The organism is Streptomyces sp. NPDC034103 (assembly GCF_055575395.1).
This window is the reverse complement of record NZ_JBVISS010000013.1, coordinates 156,052-172,485: the sequence shown is the minus strand read 5'-3', so window position 1 is coordinate 172,485 and position 16,434 is coordinate 156,052. Positions and strand designations below refer to the sequence as shown.

Sequence of the window (16,434 nt, the reverse complement as noted above, 5' to 3'; positions counted from 1 at the left end):
GACGGGCCGACGTCGTTCCCGGCCTCGCGCCGGCCGGCGTTCCCGGTCTCACACCACCGGTGTTCGCGGTCTCGCACCTCCGGCGAGTTTCGGCCGGACAACATCCGAGCCGGACTGGCCGGTTCGCGTTCGGCCCGCCGAATCATCGCTCCTCACCTGCGACTTCACCCCGTGGGCGCAGCCTCTCGCCCTCGACGCGGCGTCAACTCGCCCGGCGGTGCCGCAAGAAAATCCTGTCCGAATCATTGACGCACCCCGAGGCCCCTCGTAGCTTGTGCCAGCAAGCGCTTACTTGAAACGATTCATGCAGGCGGCAATGATGCTGCGGGGAGGGGGCCCAGACATGGGAACCAGCAGGAATGTTGAGAGGCGAACGATCCTGAAGGTGGCCGGGGCCTCGGCTGCCACGCTCGGGCTGGGTGCGACCACCGCGTGCGGTGGCGACAGCGGTTCCGGGGACGGGACGGTGACACTCCGTTATGCGTGGTGGGGTGGAGAGCCGCGCACCATCGCCATGAAGAAGGCGATCGCGGTCTTCGAGAAGAAGCACCCGAAGATCAAGATAAAGCCCGAATTCACCGATTACGCCGCGTTCTGGGAGAAGTTCCAGACCCAGGCCTCGGGCGGAAATCCGCCGGACGTTTTCCAGAATGCGGTCGGGTTCCTGCGCAAGTACGACAAGCGCGGAGTTCTGCTGGACCTCAAGACGCAGGCGGACTCCGGGAATCTGAGCCTGGAGAACTTCCGCAACGGCGTTCTGGCGAACGGTCAGGTCGACGGCAAGCAGCTCGGCATCCCGGTCGGCGCCAACACCATGGCACTCGTGATCGACCTCAAGGCCTTCAAGAAGGCGGGCGTCGAGGCGAAGATGGGCTGGACCTGGGACGAGTACTTCGACGCGCTCCAGACGATCCAGGACAAGCTGAAGATCGCCGGTGACACGGGCTATCACGCCATCATGTACCTGTACGACCTGTACCTCCGTCAGAACGGCAAGGCGTTCTTCACGGACTCCGATCTCGGTTTCACCGAGGACGATCTGACGCAGTGGTGGACGGATGCGTACAAGCGCGTGAAGTCCGGGCTGGTCGCCGACCCGAAGAAGATCGAGCAGGTCCAGCCCAAGTCCGGCCTGTCGGCCGGGCTCGCCGCGTCCGAGTTCACCTGGGACAACTTCTCCATCCGCTACGAGGGCGAGGGCGAGTCGGACTACGGGCTGGCGCCGATCCCCACCACGGACGGCAAGCAGACCGGCCAGTACCTCGGTTCGCTGATGCTCAGCGCCTTCTCGGGGACCAAGCACCCCAAGGAGGCCGCCCAGTTCATCTCCTTCATGGTCCACGACCCCGAGGTCGGCAAGATCATGGGCTATGACCGCGGCATCCTCGCCACCACCGAGCAGTACGACGCGTTCGTGCCCACCGACGCCCAGAACAAGGGCGTCAAGGCGTACGAGGAAGAGGTCGCCAAGGCCGGGGTGCTCGGCAAGATCACCCCGCACCCGTCGGGCGCCGACGTCATCGAGGCGGCGTTCCTGCGGATCGGGGGCGAGGTCTCCCAGGGCAAGACCAAGCCGGCCGACGCCGCCAAGGCGCTGTTCAGCGAGGCCAAGGCCGCGTTCGCGGGCTGAGGGGACGTACCACCATGACGCTCGTCAAGGAAGCGCCCGTGCGCCCGGTGAAGAAGCGGTCCGCCGCTCCTGCCGCCGGGCGGCGCGGGCGGCGCCGCGAGAACATCGCCGGCTATCTCTTCATGTCGCCGTGGATCGCCGGGTTCCTGGTGCTCACGGCGGGGCCGATGATCGCGTCGCTGTACTACGCGTTCACCCGGTACAACCTGTTCACGCCGCCCGAGTGGGTGGGGCTGGACAACTTCACGACGATGTTCCAGGACCCGCGCTGGCAGAAGTCGGTGGAGGTCACGCTCAAGTACGTCGTCGTGGCCACCCCGCTGAAGCTGCTCCTCGCGCTCGGCGTCGCGCTGCTTCTCGCGCAGAAGCGGAGCGGGGAGGGTCTGTACCGGGCCGCGTTCTACATGCCCTCGCTCATCGGTGCCAGCGTCTCCGTCGGCTTCGTGTGGCGGGCGCTGTTCTCGGACGACGCGATCGTGGACCGTGGGCAGAAGCTCTTCGGTGTCGACGTGGGTGGCTGGATCGGCAACCCGGACTACGTCCTGTACTCCCTGGTGGCGCTGAGTATCTGGCAGTTCGGCGCGCCGATGGTCATCTTCCTGGCCGGCCTCAAGCAGGTCCCGCGGGAGCTGTACGAGGCCGCGGAGATGGACGGGGCGGGTCCCCTCAGGCGGTTCTGGAACATCACGCTGCCGATGATTTCCCCGGTGCTGTTCTTCAACGTGCTGCTGGAGTCGATCCACGCGTTCCAGGTGTTCGGCTCCGCGTATGTCGTCTCCAACACCCAGTGCGGGCCCGCCGACGCCACCCTCGTCTACACCTGTTACCTCTACCAGAAGGGCTTCAAGGAGGCCCAGATGGGCTTCGCCTCCGCGATGGCCTGGACGCTGGTGGTCGCGGTGGCGCTGGTCACGGCGGTCCTGTTCTGGTCGCAGAAGAAGTGGGTGCACTACGAGGAGGCCGCCAAGTGACCAGTGCCACCAGCAGTCCGGCCGTCCACGCCCCGAACGAGCGGCGGCGCTTCGGGTCGATCGCCTGGCACGTGGGGGCACTCGCCGTCCTCGCGGTCGTCCTCTACCCGGTGATCTGGGTGCTCGGTGCCTCCTTCAAGCCGAGCAAGGACATCATCGCCAGCATCGACCTGCTGCCCACCAAGCCGGTCTGGGAGAACTTCTCCGGGCTCGCCGACGGTATCTCCGGCATCTCCATCAGCACCTTCTTCACGAACTCCCTGCTGTACGCGGGCCTCGCCGTGGCGGGGGTCGTGCTGTCCAGCTCGCTGACCGCGTACGCCTTCGCCAAGATCAGGTTCGCCGGGCGGAACCTGTTGTTCACGCTGATGATCGGCACGCTGCTGCTGCCGTACCACGTGCTGCTCATCCCGCAGTACGTGATGTTCCGCAAGCTGGAGCTCACCGACACCCTGGTGCCGCTGGTCGCGGGCAAGTTCCTGGCCACGGAGGCGTTCTTCGTCTTCCTCATGGTGCAGTTCATGCGCGGACTGCCCAAGGAACTGGACGAGGCCGCCAAGCTCGACGGCTGCGGGCACCTGCGGACCTACTGGTCCATCGTGCTGCCGCTGACCCGTCCCGCGCTCATCACCAGCGCCATCTTCACCTTCATCAACGCCTGGAACGACTTCATGGGGCCGTTGATCTACCTCAACACCCCGGACAAGTACACCGTCTCGCTCGGTCTGATGATGTTCCGCGACCAGGAGGGCATCTCCAACTACGGCAGCATGATCGCGATGTCGTTGGTGGCACTGCTCCCGGTCATCGCCTTCTTCATGGCCTTCCAGCGGTACCTCATCGACGGCATGGCGACGTCCGGACTGAAGTGAGGCGGTTCCCATGGCACAGGCTGGTGTGAAGACCCGCAGGCCGTCCTTCCTCGGGGGCGAGCGGTTCGCCGTGTTCGCCGAGTGTCTGCTTACTGGGGTGTGGATCGCCGTGGCCTCGCTCGGGATCGTCACCTACCCCGCGGCCTTCGCCGCCGGCGCCCGGCACCTTCGCCGGCGCACCGGCCACGAGGGCGGCGGCCTCGGGGAGTTCGTCGAGGACTTCCGTACGGCCGTGCGCCGCGGGTGGCTCGTCGGGCTCGCCGGCTGGGCGGTGGCCGCCGCGGTGTGGGTGGACGTCCTGGCCGCGCGGGCCGGTGTCCCCGGTGGGCCGGTCGTCGGGGCCGTGGGCCTCCTCGCGCTGATCGTGCTGGTGGTGGCCCTGCTGCGGGCGGCGGCCGTCTGGACGCCGGGCGCCTCCTGGCGGGCGCTGCTCGCGGGCGCCGGGCGGCGGACCGTGCTCGACCCCGCCGGGTCCTTTCTCATCGTCGGCGGGCTGGGCGTCGTGGCCCTGTCCGCCCTCGTCGTCGCGCCGCTGGCGGTTCCCGTCCTGGGTGCCGTCGCGGCGGCGGCCGTCGCCGTGGAGGAGCGCTACCGGCACCGCTGACCGGCGGTGGTCCCCGGCCCGGGGGGTGGCGCCCCGCGCGTCGCGCCTCACTCTGTCATGCCCCTGACCAGCTGTTCGCATCCCGCACGGAAGGAACGAGCATGTCTCCCATCCCCCGTAGGTCCCTCCTCAAGGCGGCCGCCGTCGCCGGTGCCGCCGCGCAGTTCAGCTGGGCGCTAGGGGCCAGGGACGCGCAGGCCGCGCCGAGAGCCGCCGAGGCCGACGACAGCCCCGTGACCCTGGACTGGCTGGAGGACGGCGGGCTGGGTGCCGCACCCGGCTCCACGCTCGGCGTGCCCTGGCCGAAGGGCGTCCACCAGCAGGACCAGACCTTCGCGATCACGGACGCCGACGGCAAGGCCGTGCCCGTGCAGTCCTGGCCGATCGCCTACTGGCCGGACGGCTCCCTCAAGTGGACCGCCCACGCGGTCAGTTCGGGCAATGGCAAGCTCACCCTCGCCGCCGGTGAGGCCGCCCCACCGGAGAAGAAGGTCACCGTCGACAAGAGCGGTGGCACCGTCACCGTGTCCACCGGTGTCATCACCGCGAAGATCGGCAAGTCCGGTGCCACGCTCATCAAGTCGGTCACCCGCGGCTCCACCGAGATCGCCAAGAACGGCAAACTCGTCCTGATCCGCCAGCCCGAGATCGAGGACGAGGACCAGGGCTCGGTGAAGTCCGAGCGCTTCGACGGCGCCATCTCCGGCGTCACCGTCGAGCAGGACGGCCCGGTCCGCGCGGTCGTCCGCATCGACGGCAAGCACCGCAAGGGCAACCGCAGTTGGCTGCCCTTCTCCATCCGGCTGTACTTCTACGCGGGCGCCGACTCCTTCCGCATGGTGCACACCATCACCTTCGACGGCACCCAGGAGCCCGGCAAGGCGAGCGGCGACTTCATCCGCGGCATCGGTGTCCGCTTCACCGTCCCGATGCGTGACGCGTCCTACGACCGCCACATCCGCATCGGCGGCGAGGGCACCGGCCTGCTGCGCGAGGCGGTCAAGGGCATCACCGGACTGCGCCGCGACCCGGGCGCGGCCGTGCAGGCGGCGCAGTATGAGGGGAAGAAGCTGCCTGACCCTGCCACCTGGGACCAGCGGGTCACCACCCGGCTCCAGTACATCCCGGAGTGGGGCGACTACACCCTCTCCCAGCTCTCCGCCGACGGCTTCACCCTGCGCAAGCGCACCAAGAAGGGCCACGGCTGGATCGGCGCCGGCGGCGGCAGGCGCGCGTCCGGCTTCGGTTACGTCGGTGGCGTCAGCGGCGGACTCTCCTTCGGCCTCAGGGACTTCTGGGAGAAGTTCCCCGCCCAACTCGACATCCGCGACGCCCACACCGACGAGGCCGAGGTCACCCTCTGGCTCTGGTCGCCCGAGGCGCAACCCATGGACCTGCGCTTCTACCACGACGGCATGGGCCAGGACACCTTCGCCGAGCAGCTCGAAGGCCTCAACATCACCTACGAGGACTACGAGCCCGAGTTCGGCACGCCGTACGGCATCGCGCGTACGTCGGAGCTGTTGTTCTGGGCCAACGAGACGACCCCGGCCCCGGCGAAACTAGCCGAACAGGTCGAGGCCGTACGGGTGTTGCCGCAGCTCGCCGCGCCGCCCAAGCAGCTCATCAAGGCGAAGGTCTTCGGACCGGGCCTGTACTCCGAGCCCGACCGCTCCACCCCGGCCAAGGCGAAGATCGAGGACCACCTCGACTTCCTCTTCACCTACTACAAGGACCAGGTGGAGCAGCGCCGCTGGTACGGCTTCTGGGACTACGGCGACATCATGCACACCTATGACACCGTCAGGCACCAGTGGCGGTACGACATCGGCGGCTACGCCTGGGACAACTCCGAGCTCTCGCCCGACCTCTGGCTCTGGTTCGCGTACCTGCGCTCCGGCCGCGCGGACATCTTCCGGTTCGCCGAGGCCATGACCCGGCACACCGGCGAGGTCGACGTCTACCACCTCGGCAAGTGGGCCGGACTCGGCACCCGGCACGGCGTGCAGCACTACGCCGACAGCGCCAAGCAGCAGCGCATCGCCAACACGACGTACCGCCGCTACTACTACTTCCTCACCGCGGACGAGCGGGTCGGCGACCTCATGCACGCCAACGTCGACTCCGACGAGACCTTCCTGGTCCTCGACCCGATCCGCAAGATCCGCACCGAGCCGTACACCCCCGACCGCCACGCGCTGTCGATCGGCTTCGGTACGGACTGGAGCGGGCTGGTCTCGGCGTGGCTGACGGAGTGGGAGCGCAAGGGCCCGAAGTGGGAGAAGGCCAAGGCGCGCGTGCTGTCCACCATGGAGACGATCGCCGCCCAGCCCAACGGCTTCGTCCAGGGCACCGGTCTGTACGACCTCGACACGGGCAGGTTCGCCATCGCCGCGGCACCGGTGGTCGGCGTCTCGCACCTCTCCGCGGTCTTCGGCCTCAACGAGCTGTGCGCCGAGCTCATCGACCTCGTCGACATGCCCAAGTTCAACGAGGCGTACTTCGACTACTGCCGCTACTTCAACGCCACCAAGGCCGAGCAGGCGGCGCGTTACGGCCCCAACTTCGGGTCACTGCTGCTGTTCCAGGGCCACTCGCGGCTCGACGCGTACGCGGCCGTGCAGACCGGGGACGAGAAGCTGGCCAAGCGGGCGTGGGAGAAGTTCTACAACTCCGACGGCTACAAGGAGTCCGCGCCCTGGAAGACGGAGGAGCTGAGCGGGCCGATGGCCCTGGTCCCGGGGAGGGAGGCGGCCTGGGTGGCGACGAACGACACCGCGTTGTACGGCCTCGCCGCGATCGAGAACCTGGCGCTGCTGGGCGACAAGATGCCGTCGTAGGGCGTGAAGTCGGGGGGAACTGCGGACCGTTGTGGCTGGTCGCGCAGTTCCCCGCGCCCCTGGTGGTTCAGCTCATCCTCCCCAGGACGTTCCGCATCCTGCGCACGTCCCTGATCCGCTGTTCGTACGTCGCCCCCAGGGCGAGCAGCAGCAGGCCGGCGAGGGCGGGGAGGACCCAGCGGGGGAGTGCGTCGGTCACCTGGACGAGGTACGGGGCGAGTTCGTGCAGGGCGTCCAGGACCAGGACCGAGCCGCCGAGGACGAGCGGTGCCTGGAGACCGTAGCCGGCGCCCAGGAGGGTGAGCGACAGCGCGGCCAGGCCCAGCAGGAGCGGGCGGGTCCAGTGCGGGTCGCTCCAGGCCGCGGCGAGGCTCGGCAGGAGCGTCGCGGCAAGGCCTGGGCCGTACGCCGTCCAGGACGAGGTCCGCGGCTCGCGCCGCAGGCGCAGGAAGCCGATGACCAGGGCCGGGACGGTCACCGGGACCGTGTAGGCCTCGGGGGTCGTCACCTCCCAGGCCGCCAGGCGGACCCAGGTGGCCAGGACGAACAGCACGGCGGACGCGTAGGCCACGGTGCGGCGGTCCGGGCGGAGCGCGGTGCCCGCGGTGACCACCCCGCACAGGGCCAGCACCAGCGCGAGCGTCGGCAGGTCGGTCGAGGCGAGCCCGATGGCGAGCAACCCGGCCGCGACTCCGGCCACTTCGAGGGGAACCCGCTCGGTCACGCGCGGTGCGATCAGGGCCGCAGCCACCGGGACCACCAGCACCAGCAGGGCCGTGTGCTGCGGCGGCCAGCCCGCGGCGGCACCCGTCGCGCAGGCCAGGGCGGTGGCGTACGACAGGGCCGCCGGGGCCGTGACCCGGGTGAACCGCCAGGAGACCGCCGCGAAGAACGCCGTCAGGGCGAAGAGCGCGGTCAGGGTCGCCGTCCGGGAGGCCAGGGAGGTGAAGGCGAGGTCGGCGGAGGTGACCAGGGCGAGGATCGTCACGGTGGGCTGGCCGTACGGGGACGCGAGGGCGACCGCCGTCAGGGCGCCCAGAACCAACAGGCCCGTGATGTAAGGGAGTTCGAGGATCGCCGGCAGTGTCAGCACCGCGGCCCAGGTGAGCGCCGTCGCGCCGGAGAGAGCCAGGGGGCGTCGGGCGGTGTCCTTGACGAGCAGGGCGAGTACGGCCGCGACGGCCACCAGGGCGAGCGGAGCCGCCGCCATGTCCGGGGGCCAGGGCGCGTCCACCGTCACCGCGGCTCGGGCGTCCGACGGCGCCCCGGACCATGCCTGCCAGGTCCAGGCGACCGGCCCCAGCAGCGTGGTCGCCACGACGGGCAGCGCCCACAGCACCGCGAGCCCCTGGACGGCGGCGGAGGCCCGCACCAGCCCGTCGCGCACCGCCTCCGGCAGCCACCCGATCCGTAGGGCCGCCAACAGGCCGATGCCGAGGGCGAGATACACCGGGATCTTCCAGGTGGCCGGTACCGCCGGGTGGGCCGTGCCGCCCAGCGCTATGACCAGGAGCAGGCCGGAGGCCAGGGCGAGACCGGTGGCGTGGGCCGTGCCGAGGCCGCCCCGCCAGGACGCGGCCAGGGCGATCGCCGCGGCGAGGAGGACGAGCGCCGCCGCACGGGCGGCGGCGCTCGGGCCGGAGGCCGTCCAGGACAGCCAGACGGCCGCCGCCGAGCCCAGGGCGCCCAGGCCGTACGCGCCGACAGCGGACAGGACGCGGACGGGAACGGGGGTCGCCCGCAGGGCCACGGCGGCGTAGAACCCGGCCGTCACCAGCACAGCGGCCGTGAGCTGGTAGGCGTCCGCGGAGGACGCGACCGCCCAGCACAGCAGCGGGAGTTGGGCCGCGGCCAGTGCCGCCGGGAAGGGCAGTCGCAGCTCGGACGCCCGCGGCAACGTGCCGTACGCCGTCCAGAGCCCCGCCAGCAGGGCCGACGCGACCGCCGTGTATCCCGCGCCGCCCGTCGACGGGAACCCCGCCTGGTGCAGCGCGTACGCGTCGAGCACCGTCAGGGCCAGCCCCAGGCCCGCCACCGACTCGGCCGTCGACCGCAGCCCGCGCCGCACCAGGAACAGCGGCGCGGCGAGCGCGGCCACGGTGACCGCGCCGAGCACCAGACCGCGACCGGCGATCCCCAGGTGACCCCAGCTGACCAGCGTGAACACCATCGCGGCGATGGTGAGCAGGACACCGCCGAGCAGCAGGAGAAGGTTCTGCACGCCGGGCGCGCTGGTCTCCGGACGGGGCCGGGTCGCGGGGGTCGGCGCGGTCGGCCGGGGCTGGAGCGCGGTCACCAGCCACGCCCTGCGGGCCAGCAACTGGGCGCGGCGGCGGTCGAGTTGCCAGAGCTCGGCGTCGAGGAGCCGCAGTTCCTCCGACGGGGGCGGGATGTGCGTCATGCCATGGAGTGTGGTCCGGGTCACGTCGTAGGGCATGAGTGCGCGTACTCAGAACGTACTCATCTCTCCACGGGCACACTCTGTGCATGGACTGGACCCATTACCGCTTCCGCACGCAGTGGGCCCTGGGCGCGTCGCCCTCGGCCGTCTACGGCGCCCTGGAGCAGGCCGAGGACTACCCCCGCTGGTGGCCCCAGGTCCGCGAGGTGACCCGCCTGGACGACACCACCGGTGTCATCAGGATCCGGGCCACCCTGCCGTACGACCTCACCTTCACCGCGCGCGAGGTGATCCGTGACCCGGCGGCCGGGGTGCTGGAGATCGCCATGACCGGTGACCTGGAGGGATGGGCGCGCTGGACGCTCACGGCGCGTGGGACCGGCTGCCTCGCGCGCTACGACCAGGTCGTCGACGTGAACAAGCCGCTGCTGCGGCGGCTCGCGGTGCCGGGGCGGCCGGTGTTCCGGGCCAATCACCGGCTGATGATGCGGGCCGGACGGCGAGGGCTGGCCGCCTACTTGGAAGCGGTTTGAAGGAACGGCGCGGAGACCTGTATTGTTCAGTGCGTTCCCGGGCGATTAGCTCAGTGGGAGAGCGCTTCGTTCACACCGAAGAGGTCACTGGTTCGAACCCAGTATCGCCCACCGGGAGAAAGCCGGTCCGCGTCACGCGGACCGGCTTCCTTGTGTTCGGGCCCCGCTCACGCGGCCGCGGCCGGCAGCTCCGGACGCAGCGGCCACGCCGGGTCCACCGCCTCCGGGGTGCCACTGCGCGCGAACCACGCCTGCAGCCCGCGCGCCTGCGCCGCGTGCCACACCGCCTGGAGCGTGTGCAGCTCGCCCGGACTCAGCCGCTCCAGCCGCGCCGCGAACCGGCGCCCCACGGCTCGTACGACGTCCAGCGCGGCCAACGCGTCCGCGCCCGCGTCATGCGCGCCGTCCAGCGTGACCTCGTAGTGCGCGCACAGGTCCGTCAGCGTGCGCCGACCCTTCCGGTAGCGGTCCAGATGCTTGTCCAGGACCCTCGGGTCCAGCACCAGCAGGGGCGCGGACTCGAACCAGCGGTCCAGGGGCGAGGCGCGATGGCGGCGCAACTCCCGGTCCAGGATGGTCAGGTCGAACGGCGCGTTCATGACCACCAGCGGGCGGCCCGCGGCGGCCTGCTCGGCCAGATGCTCCGCTATCTCGTACATCACCGGCGCAGGCCAGCGGCCGTTGCGCTGGAGATGATCCTCCGTCAGCCCGTGCACCGCCGTAGCCGCCTCCGGCACCGGCACCCCCGGGTTCACCAGCCACCGGCTCACCCGCGGCCGGGTCCCGGGGGCGTCCTGGACGACGACGGCGGCCGACACGATCCGGTCGGTCTCGACGTCGACACCCGTGGTCTCCGTGTCGAAGGCGGCCAGGGGCCCTTCGTACCAGCACGTCATAGCTCCACAACCCCTCGTTCACCCACGGCAGCTGACGCACCGTCTTCTGCCTGTTTGGTGATACCCGGGCTGTTTGCGCCGTACGCCGGAAGGACACAACAGGAATACGGGTCCTCGCAGTTCAGTGACCCGCGGTGCGAACTCACCGAAAGCGGAAGGCTGTTGGTCATGGCGATAGCGCAGCCCGAGCGGGGCGGGCTGCTGCCCGAACGCACGAGCCCTCTTCGCGGCACACTCGCCACCACCGCCTGCATGGAGACCCTTCAGGTGGGCTATCTGCACGCGGTCGCGGCGGCGGCCGGCTGCTCGCTGTCGCAGCCCTTCCCGGACAACGGCATCGACTGGCACGTCAGCCACGGCTCACCCGGGCACACGGTCGACGACGAGGTCACCATCAAGGTGCAGCTCAAATGCACCTACCAGGTCCCGCCGAACCCGCCGGGCCGGTTCTTCTCCTTCACGCTCGACAACGACCACCTGCGCAAGCTCGCCCGCACCCCGGTCTCGGTGCACAAGATCCTCGTGGTCATGCTCGTGCCGAGATCCCAGGACGACTGGCTGCGCGCCAGCCACGACCGGCTCGACCTCAGGCACTGCTGCTACTGGGTCAACCTGGCCGGCCACCCGGTCACCGGCCGGACCCGGACCACCGTGCGGGTACCGACCTCGCGCATCTTCGACGACCGGGCGCTGTGCGAGATCATGACGCGGGTCGGTACGGGAGGCAGACCATGACCCACCGGCCCCTGGACGAGGTGCTGCGGCCCGGGCGCCCCCATCCCGTAGAACCGGCTGCCGCCTGGGACCGCACCCCCGAGCCCGGCGAGGTCGACCCCGCGGTCCTCGGCGCCCTGCTGCACCGGCACGGCTGGCAGCGCCGCGGCGGCGCCTCCGGACGCTACGGCCGCTGGACACCGCCCGGCCCCGGCAACGGTGGCACCAGCCTGCTCGTGCCCGAGAGCCGCGCCTTCCCCGACAGCGACGACCTGCTCGGCGAGGCGCTCACCGCCCTCGCCCGCAGCGGCACCCCCTGGGCCCGCGAGGTACTGGTCGGCCTCGCCGTCCCCAGCGACGAGATCCGCTGGTGGCGGGACGTGCCGACCGGCCCCGGCGGGAGTGCGCCCTGGGCGGTGGAGGAGCAACTGCGCGCCGCCGCCCGTCAGATGCTCCTCGCCGGCGCGCTCGCCACCCGCGCGCGTGCCGGGTACCACGGCGCCCGGCACCGCCGTGCCGCCGCCGCCCTGATCGACAGCGTGCTCGTCGGCGCGGCCGTCGGCGGCGGCCTGACCGCCTTCGTGCCCGTCGGCACCGGCCGCTCCCTCGCCGTACGCCTCCACCAGGCCCTGTACGCCGCCCGCGAGGCCATCGACTACCAGCGGGCCACCGGCGGCATGGACGCCTTCGACGGTGCCGTCGAGGCAGGCGTCAGCCGGGAGCTCACCGAGGCGCTGATCGCCCTCGTACGCGGCACGGAGGGCGCGCGCGTCGCCGTGGAGTGGGCGCCCGCCACCGGGGTGCCCGCCGACTGCGCCGCCGGGGTCGAGCCCGTGGAGTTCTCGCCGGGCGACCTGCCCGTGCTGCGCGAGGCCGGGGCCCGCTATCTGCGCGAGGAGCCGTCCGTGCCGGTGCGGATCACCGGGGCCGTGGTGCGGATGCGCAGGTCGGGGGCGCGCGGGGACGGCAGCGTACGGCTGCGGGTGATCGCCGGCGCCGAGGTGCCGCACATCCGGCTCACCCTGGACGAGGAGGCGTACCGCATCGCCGGTCACGCGCACCTCGTCGGACTGCCGGTGCGCGTGCACGGGCGGCTGGAGAGCCGGGGCGGCTTCCGCAGACTCACCGGGGCCTCCGGCGTCGCACCCGTCCAGGTCGACGAGGCCGAGCGGGACCGGCTGATGAAGTCCCTCCAGGAGAACCTGGACTTCTTCGAGGAGGCCTGCGGGGAGGAGGGTGCGGGCGGGGAGTGAGGGGGGCTGTGGAGGTCCGCAGGTGGTCTCGGCGGGGGAGAGGGGCCCGGCCGGGAGCCGAAGGGGCCGCGGATGGGGCTCGGCGGAGGCTGAGAAGGCCTGTGGAGGGCTCGGCGGGGTGCGCGGGCCTGCGGGGAGGTCCCGGCGGGGGGTGCGGGGGCTCGCGGTGAGGACCCCCGGAGGAGTCTGAGAAGCCCTCTGGGAGGGCCTCGGCGGGGAAGTGCGGAGGTCCGCCGAGGGGGCTCGGCCGGACCGATTTCGCGGAGGTGGGGCCCGGGTCGGTACGATCGCCTCTTGCGCGCGCTCACGGTACGGCGCCCGCATCCCCCTTCAGTCAGGAGAGACCGGTGTCAGACGTCCGTGTGATCATCCAACGCGATTCCGAGCGGGAAGAGCGCACGGTGACGACGGGCACCACGGCCGCCGAGCTCTTCGCCGGCGAGCGCTCGATCATCGCCGCGCGCGTGTCCGGTGAGCTGAAGGACCTGGCGTACGTCGTCGCCGAGGGCGACGAGATCGAGGGCGTCGAGATCTCCTCCAAGGACGGCCTCGACATCCTGCGCCACTCCACCGCGCACGTCATGGCCCAGGCGGTCCAGGAGCTCTTCCCCGAGGCCAAGCTGGGCATCGGCCCGCCGGTCAAGGACGGCTTCTACTACGACTTCGACGTCGAGAAGCCGTTCACGCCCGAGGATCTCAAGGCCATCGAGAAGAAGATGCAGGAGATCCAGAAGCGGGGGCAGCGGTTCTCCCGCCGTGTGGTCACTGACGAGGCCGCCCGTGAGGAGCTGGCCTCGGAGCCGTACAAGCTCGAACTGATCGGCCTCAAGGGCTCGGCCTCCTCCGACGACGGCGCGGACGTCGAGGTCGGCGCCGGCGAGCTGACGATCTACGACAACCTCGACGCCAAGACCGGCGACCTGTGCTGGAAGGACCTCTGCCGCGGTCCGCACCTGCCCACCACCCGGAACATCCCGGCGTTCAAGCTGATGCGCAACGCGGCCGCCTACTGGCGCGGCAGCGAGAAGAACCCGATGCTCCAGCGCATCTACGGCACCGCCTGGCCGACCAAGGACGAGCTGAAGGCGCACCTCGACTTCCTCGCCGAGGCCGAGAAGCGCGACCACCGCAAGCTGGGCTCCGAGCTCGACCTGTTCTCCATCCCGGAGCAGATCGGCTCCGGCCTCGCGGTCTTCCACCCCAAGGGCGGCATCATCCGCCGCGTGATGGAGGACTACTCGCGCCGCCGTCACGAGGAGGAGGGCTACGAGTTCGTCTACACCCCGCACGCGACGAAGGGGAAGCTCTTCGAGCAGTCCGGGCACCTGGACTGGTACGCCGACGGCATGTACCCGCCCATGCAGCTCGACGAGGGCGTGGACTACTACCTCAAGCCCATGAACTGCCCGATGCACAACCTGATCTTCGACGCGCGCGGCCGCTCCTACCGCGAACTGCCGCTGCGCCTGTTCGAGTTCGGGACCGTGTACCGGTACGAGAAGTCGGGCGTCGTGCACGGCCTCACCCGCGCGCGTGGCTTCACGCAGGACGACGCGCACATCTACTGCACCCGTGAGCAGATGTCGGAGGAGCTCGACAAGACGCTCACCTTCGTCCTCGGCCTGCTGCGGGACTACGGTCTGACCGACTTCTACCTGGAGCTGTCCACCAAGGACCCGGAGAAGTTCGTCGGCACCGACGAGGTCTGGGAGGAGGCGACCGAGACGCTCCGCCAGGTCGCCGAGAAGCAGGGCCTTCCGCTGGTCCCGGACCCGGGCGGCGCCGCCTTCTACGGCCCGAAGATCTCCGTCCAGACCAAGGACGCCATCGGCCGCACCTGGCAGATGTCGACGATCCAGCTCGACTTCAACCTGCCGGAGCGCTTCGACCTGGAGTACACCGGCCCCGACGGCTCCAAGCAGCGCCCGGTCATGATCCACCGCGCGCTGTTCGGTTCCATCGAGCGGTTCTTCGCGGTCCTCCTGGAGCACTACGCGGGCGCCTTCCCGGCGTGGCTGGCGCCGGTGCAGGCGCTCGGCATCCCGATCGGCGACGCGCACGTCGAGTACCTGGAGAAGTTCGCCGCCGCCGCCAAGAAGCAGGGGCTGCGGGTCGAGGTGGACTCCTCCTCGGACCGGATGCAGAAGAAGATCCGCAACGCCCAGAAGCAGAAGGTGCCCTTCATGGTCATCGCGGGCGACGAGGACATGGCCGCGGGCTCGGTCTCCTTCCGCTACCGCGACGGCTCGCAGGAGAACGGCATCCCGTTCGACGAGGCCCTCGCGAAGATCGCCAAGGTCGTCGAGGAGCGGACGCAGGTCTGATCCACGGACTGCGCAGAGGCCCCTTGGAGGTTCAGTCTCCGGGGGGCCTCTCGTCGTCCTCCCGCGCGAACACCTGCAACAGCCACGAGGCGAAGGTCCCGGTCACCGCGCCGAGCAGGGCCAGACCGACGACCATGATCCCGACGGCGATCAGCCGTCCGCCCGGGGTGACGGGCGCGACATCGCCGTAGCCGACGGTGGCGAGGGTCGCGCAGGTCCACCACACGGCGTCCCCGAACGTCCGCACGGTCGTGTCCGGCGCCCCCTGTTCCTGCTGGTAGACCGCGAGCGCGCCGGCGAAGCCGAGCAGGACGGTCGACAGGCCGGCGTAGAGCATCACGCGCGCGTGCAGCGCGAGCCGCGGTCGCCCGTGCCGGCGCTGCACGGCCTCGTACACCCTGACCATCCGCAGCGGCCGCAACAGGGGGAGCACCAGCACCAGGGTGTCCAGCCAGTGCGTCCGCACGAAGCGCAGCCGCTGTCCGTCCAGTCGCCAGCGCACCGCGTAGTCGACCGCGAACAGCACCCACGCGGCCAGCGTCACCGCCAGGCACAGACCCCGCCAGAACCCGGGCAGATCCCGGGCCAGGACGCTGATCGCGTACGAGGCGAGGAACGCCAGTGACGCCACGGCGAGGGGGAGCTCGGTGCGCCGTTCCCAGCGAGCCCGGGGGCTGTCGTCGTCCACCGACCCAGCTTGGCCCCGGGGGGTCGCGCCACAACCCCGGCGACACGCCGCGAACGGGCGACGCCATATGCTGCATGGCATGACGAGTGAGCCGGAGCAGCAGTGGGGAGTGGGGACCCAGGACGCGTTCCAGCGTCTGTGGACGCCCCACCGGATGGCCTACATCCAGGGCGAGAACAAGCCGACCGGCCCAGGCGCCGACGACGGATGCCCCTTCTGCTCGATCCCGGCCAAGTCCGACGAGGACGGTCTGGTCGTCCGGCGTGGCGAGCAGGTGTACGCGGTGCTCAATCTGTACCCGTACAACGGCGGGCACCTGATGGTGGTCCCCTACCGTCATGTCGCCGACTACACCGACCTCACCGAGCCGGAGACCGTCGAGCTCGCCGCCCTGACCAAGCAGGCGATGACCGCGCTGCGCACGGCGTCCGGCGCCCACGGCTTCAACATCGGCATGAACCAGGGTTCGGTGGCGGGCGCCGGCATCGCCGCCCATCTGCACCAGCACATCGTTCCGCGCTGGGGCGGCGACACGAACTTCATGCCGGTCGTCGGCCACACCCGCGTGCTGCCGCAGCTGCTGGCCGACACCCGCAAGATGCTGGCGGAGGCCTGGCCCGCGTAGGCAGGCTCGCCCCCCTTCAGGCTGTGGGGGGCCGGGGACGCGCCCCAGCCCCCCACACAGCCGCGCGGCTGGGCCGCCGGAGG

Annotated in this window: 13 protein-coding genes and 1 tRNA gene; 11 read left to right on the top strand and 3 right to left on the bottom strand. The window is 70.7% G+C overall.

Annotated elements, in window-relative coordinates:
• The first annotated feature begins 343 nt into the window (after positions 1 to 343).
• From ACZ56U_RS28780 to ACZ56U_RS28760, 5 genes are all read left to right on the top strand, one after another.
• Entirely contained in the window at positions 344 to 1,630 is a 1,287-nt protein-coding gene (locus ACZ56U_RS28780) for an ABC transporter substrate-binding protein (protein ID WP_469086878.1), read from the top strand.
• 14 nt (positions 1,631 to 1,644) lie between these two features.
• Positions 1,645 to 2,601 carry a carbohydrate ABC transporter permease gene (locus ACZ56U_RS28775; protein ID WP_469086877.1) on the top strand — a complete coding sequence of 319 codons (957 nt, stop codon included), beginning with the start codon at positions 1,645 to 1,647 and terminating at the stop codon, positions 2,599 to 2,601.
• A complete protein-coding gene (locus tag ACZ56U_RS28770) occupies positions 2,598 to 3,473 on the top strand; it encodes a carbohydrate ABC transporter permease (protein WP_469086876.1) in 876 nt (291 codons plus the stop codon). Before ACZ56U_RS28775 ends, ACZ56U_RS28770 begins: the two co-directional genes overlap by 4 nt.
• 10 nt (positions 3,474 to 3,483) lie before the next feature.
• A complete protein-coding gene (locus tag ACZ56U_RS28765; RefSeq protein ID WP_469086875.1) occupies positions 3,484 to 4,077 on the top strand; it encodes a hypothetical protein in 594 nt (197 codons plus the stop codon).
• Positions 4,078 to 4,178: 101 nt separating this feature from the next.
• Positions 4,179 to 6,917 (top strand): exo-rhamnogalacturonan lyase family protein, encoded by a 2,739-nt coding sequence (locus ACZ56U_RS28760; RefSeq protein ID WP_469086874.1) that lies wholly within the window; start codon positions 4,179 to 4,181, stop codon positions 6,915 to 6,917.
• Between the two features lie 67 nt (positions 6,918 to 6,984).
• Here ACZ56U_RS28760 and ACZ56U_RS28755 read toward each other — a convergent pair whose 3' ends face one another.
• Positions 6,985 to 9,354, bottom strand: coding sequence for an SCO7613 C-terminal domain-containing membrane protein (locus tag ACZ56U_RS28755; RefSeq protein WP_469086873.1), 2,370 nt, complete (start codon positions 9,352 to 9,354; stop codon positions 6,985 to 6,987).
• A gap of 50 nt (positions 9,355 to 9,404) precedes the next feature.
• On the opposite strand from ACZ56U_RS28755, the gene ACZ56U_RS28750 reads away from it, so the two are divergent.
• Positions 9,405 to 9,851, top strand: a complete 447-nt coding sequence (locus tag ACZ56U_RS28750; RefSeq protein ID WP_469086872.1) for an SRPBCC family protein — start codon at positions 9,405 to 9,407, stop codon at positions 9,849 to 9,851.
• Between the two features lie 39 nt (positions 9,852 to 9,890).
• A tRNA-Val gene (locus ACZ56U_RS28745) sits at positions 9,891 to 9,962 on the top strand.
• Between the two features lie 56 nt (positions 9,963 to 10,018).
• Here the strand turns inward: ACZ56U_RS28745 and ACZ56U_RS28740 are convergent.
• Positions 10,019 to 10,747, bottom strand: coding sequence for an exonuclease domain-containing protein (locus ACZ56U_RS28740; protein ID WP_469086871.1), 729 nt, complete (start codon positions 10,745 to 10,747; stop codon positions 10,019 to 10,021).
• 168 nt (positions 10,748 to 10,915) lie between these two features.
• Here ACZ56U_RS28740 and ACZ56U_RS28735 point away from each other — a divergent pair, with 168 nt between their 5' ends.
• The 3 genes from ACZ56U_RS28735 to thrS all read left to right on the top strand — a co-directional run bounded on the left by ACZ56U_RS28735 (position 10,916) and on the right by thrS (position 15,038).
• A complete protein-coding gene (locus ACZ56U_RS28735; protein ID WP_469086870.1) occupies positions 10,916 to 11,482 on the top strand; it encodes a DUF4365 domain-containing protein in 567 nt (188 codons plus the stop codon).
• Positions 11,479 to 12,714, top strand: a complete 1,236-nt coding sequence (locus ACZ56U_RS28730; protein WP_469086869.1) for a hypothetical protein — start codon at positions 11,479 to 11,481, stop codon at positions 12,712 to 12,714. Before ACZ56U_RS28735 ends, ACZ56U_RS28730 begins: the two co-directional genes overlap by 4 nt.
• A 347-nt stretch (positions 12,715 to 13,061) precedes the next feature.
• Positions 13,062 to 15,038 carry a threonine--tRNA ligase gene (gene thrS / locus ACZ56U_RS28725; RefSeq protein WP_469086868.1) on the top strand — a complete coding sequence of 659 codons (1,977 nt, stop codon included), beginning with the start codon at positions 13,062 to 13,064 and terminating at the stop codon, positions 15,036 to 15,038.
• 31 nt (positions 15,039 to 15,069) lie between these two features.
• Here the strand turns inward: thrS and ACZ56U_RS28720 are convergent, their stop codons facing one another.
• Positions 15,070 to 15,726, bottom strand: coding sequence for a potassium channel family protein (locus ACZ56U_RS28720; RefSeq protein ID WP_469086867.1), 657 nt, complete (start codon positions 15,724 to 15,726; stop codon positions 15,070 to 15,072).
• A 67-nt stretch (positions 15,727 to 15,793) separates the two neighbouring features.
• Between ACZ56U_RS28720 and ACZ56U_RS28715 the strand changes: the two genes are divergently transcribed.
• On the top strand, positions 15,794 to 16,351 hold the full coding sequence (locus tag ACZ56U_RS28715) for an HIT family protein (RefSeq protein ID WP_391240753.1): 558 nt from the start codon (positions 15,794 to 15,796) through the stop codon (positions 16,349 to 16,351).
• The last annotated feature ends 83 nt before the right edge of the window (positions 16,352 to 16,434 follow it).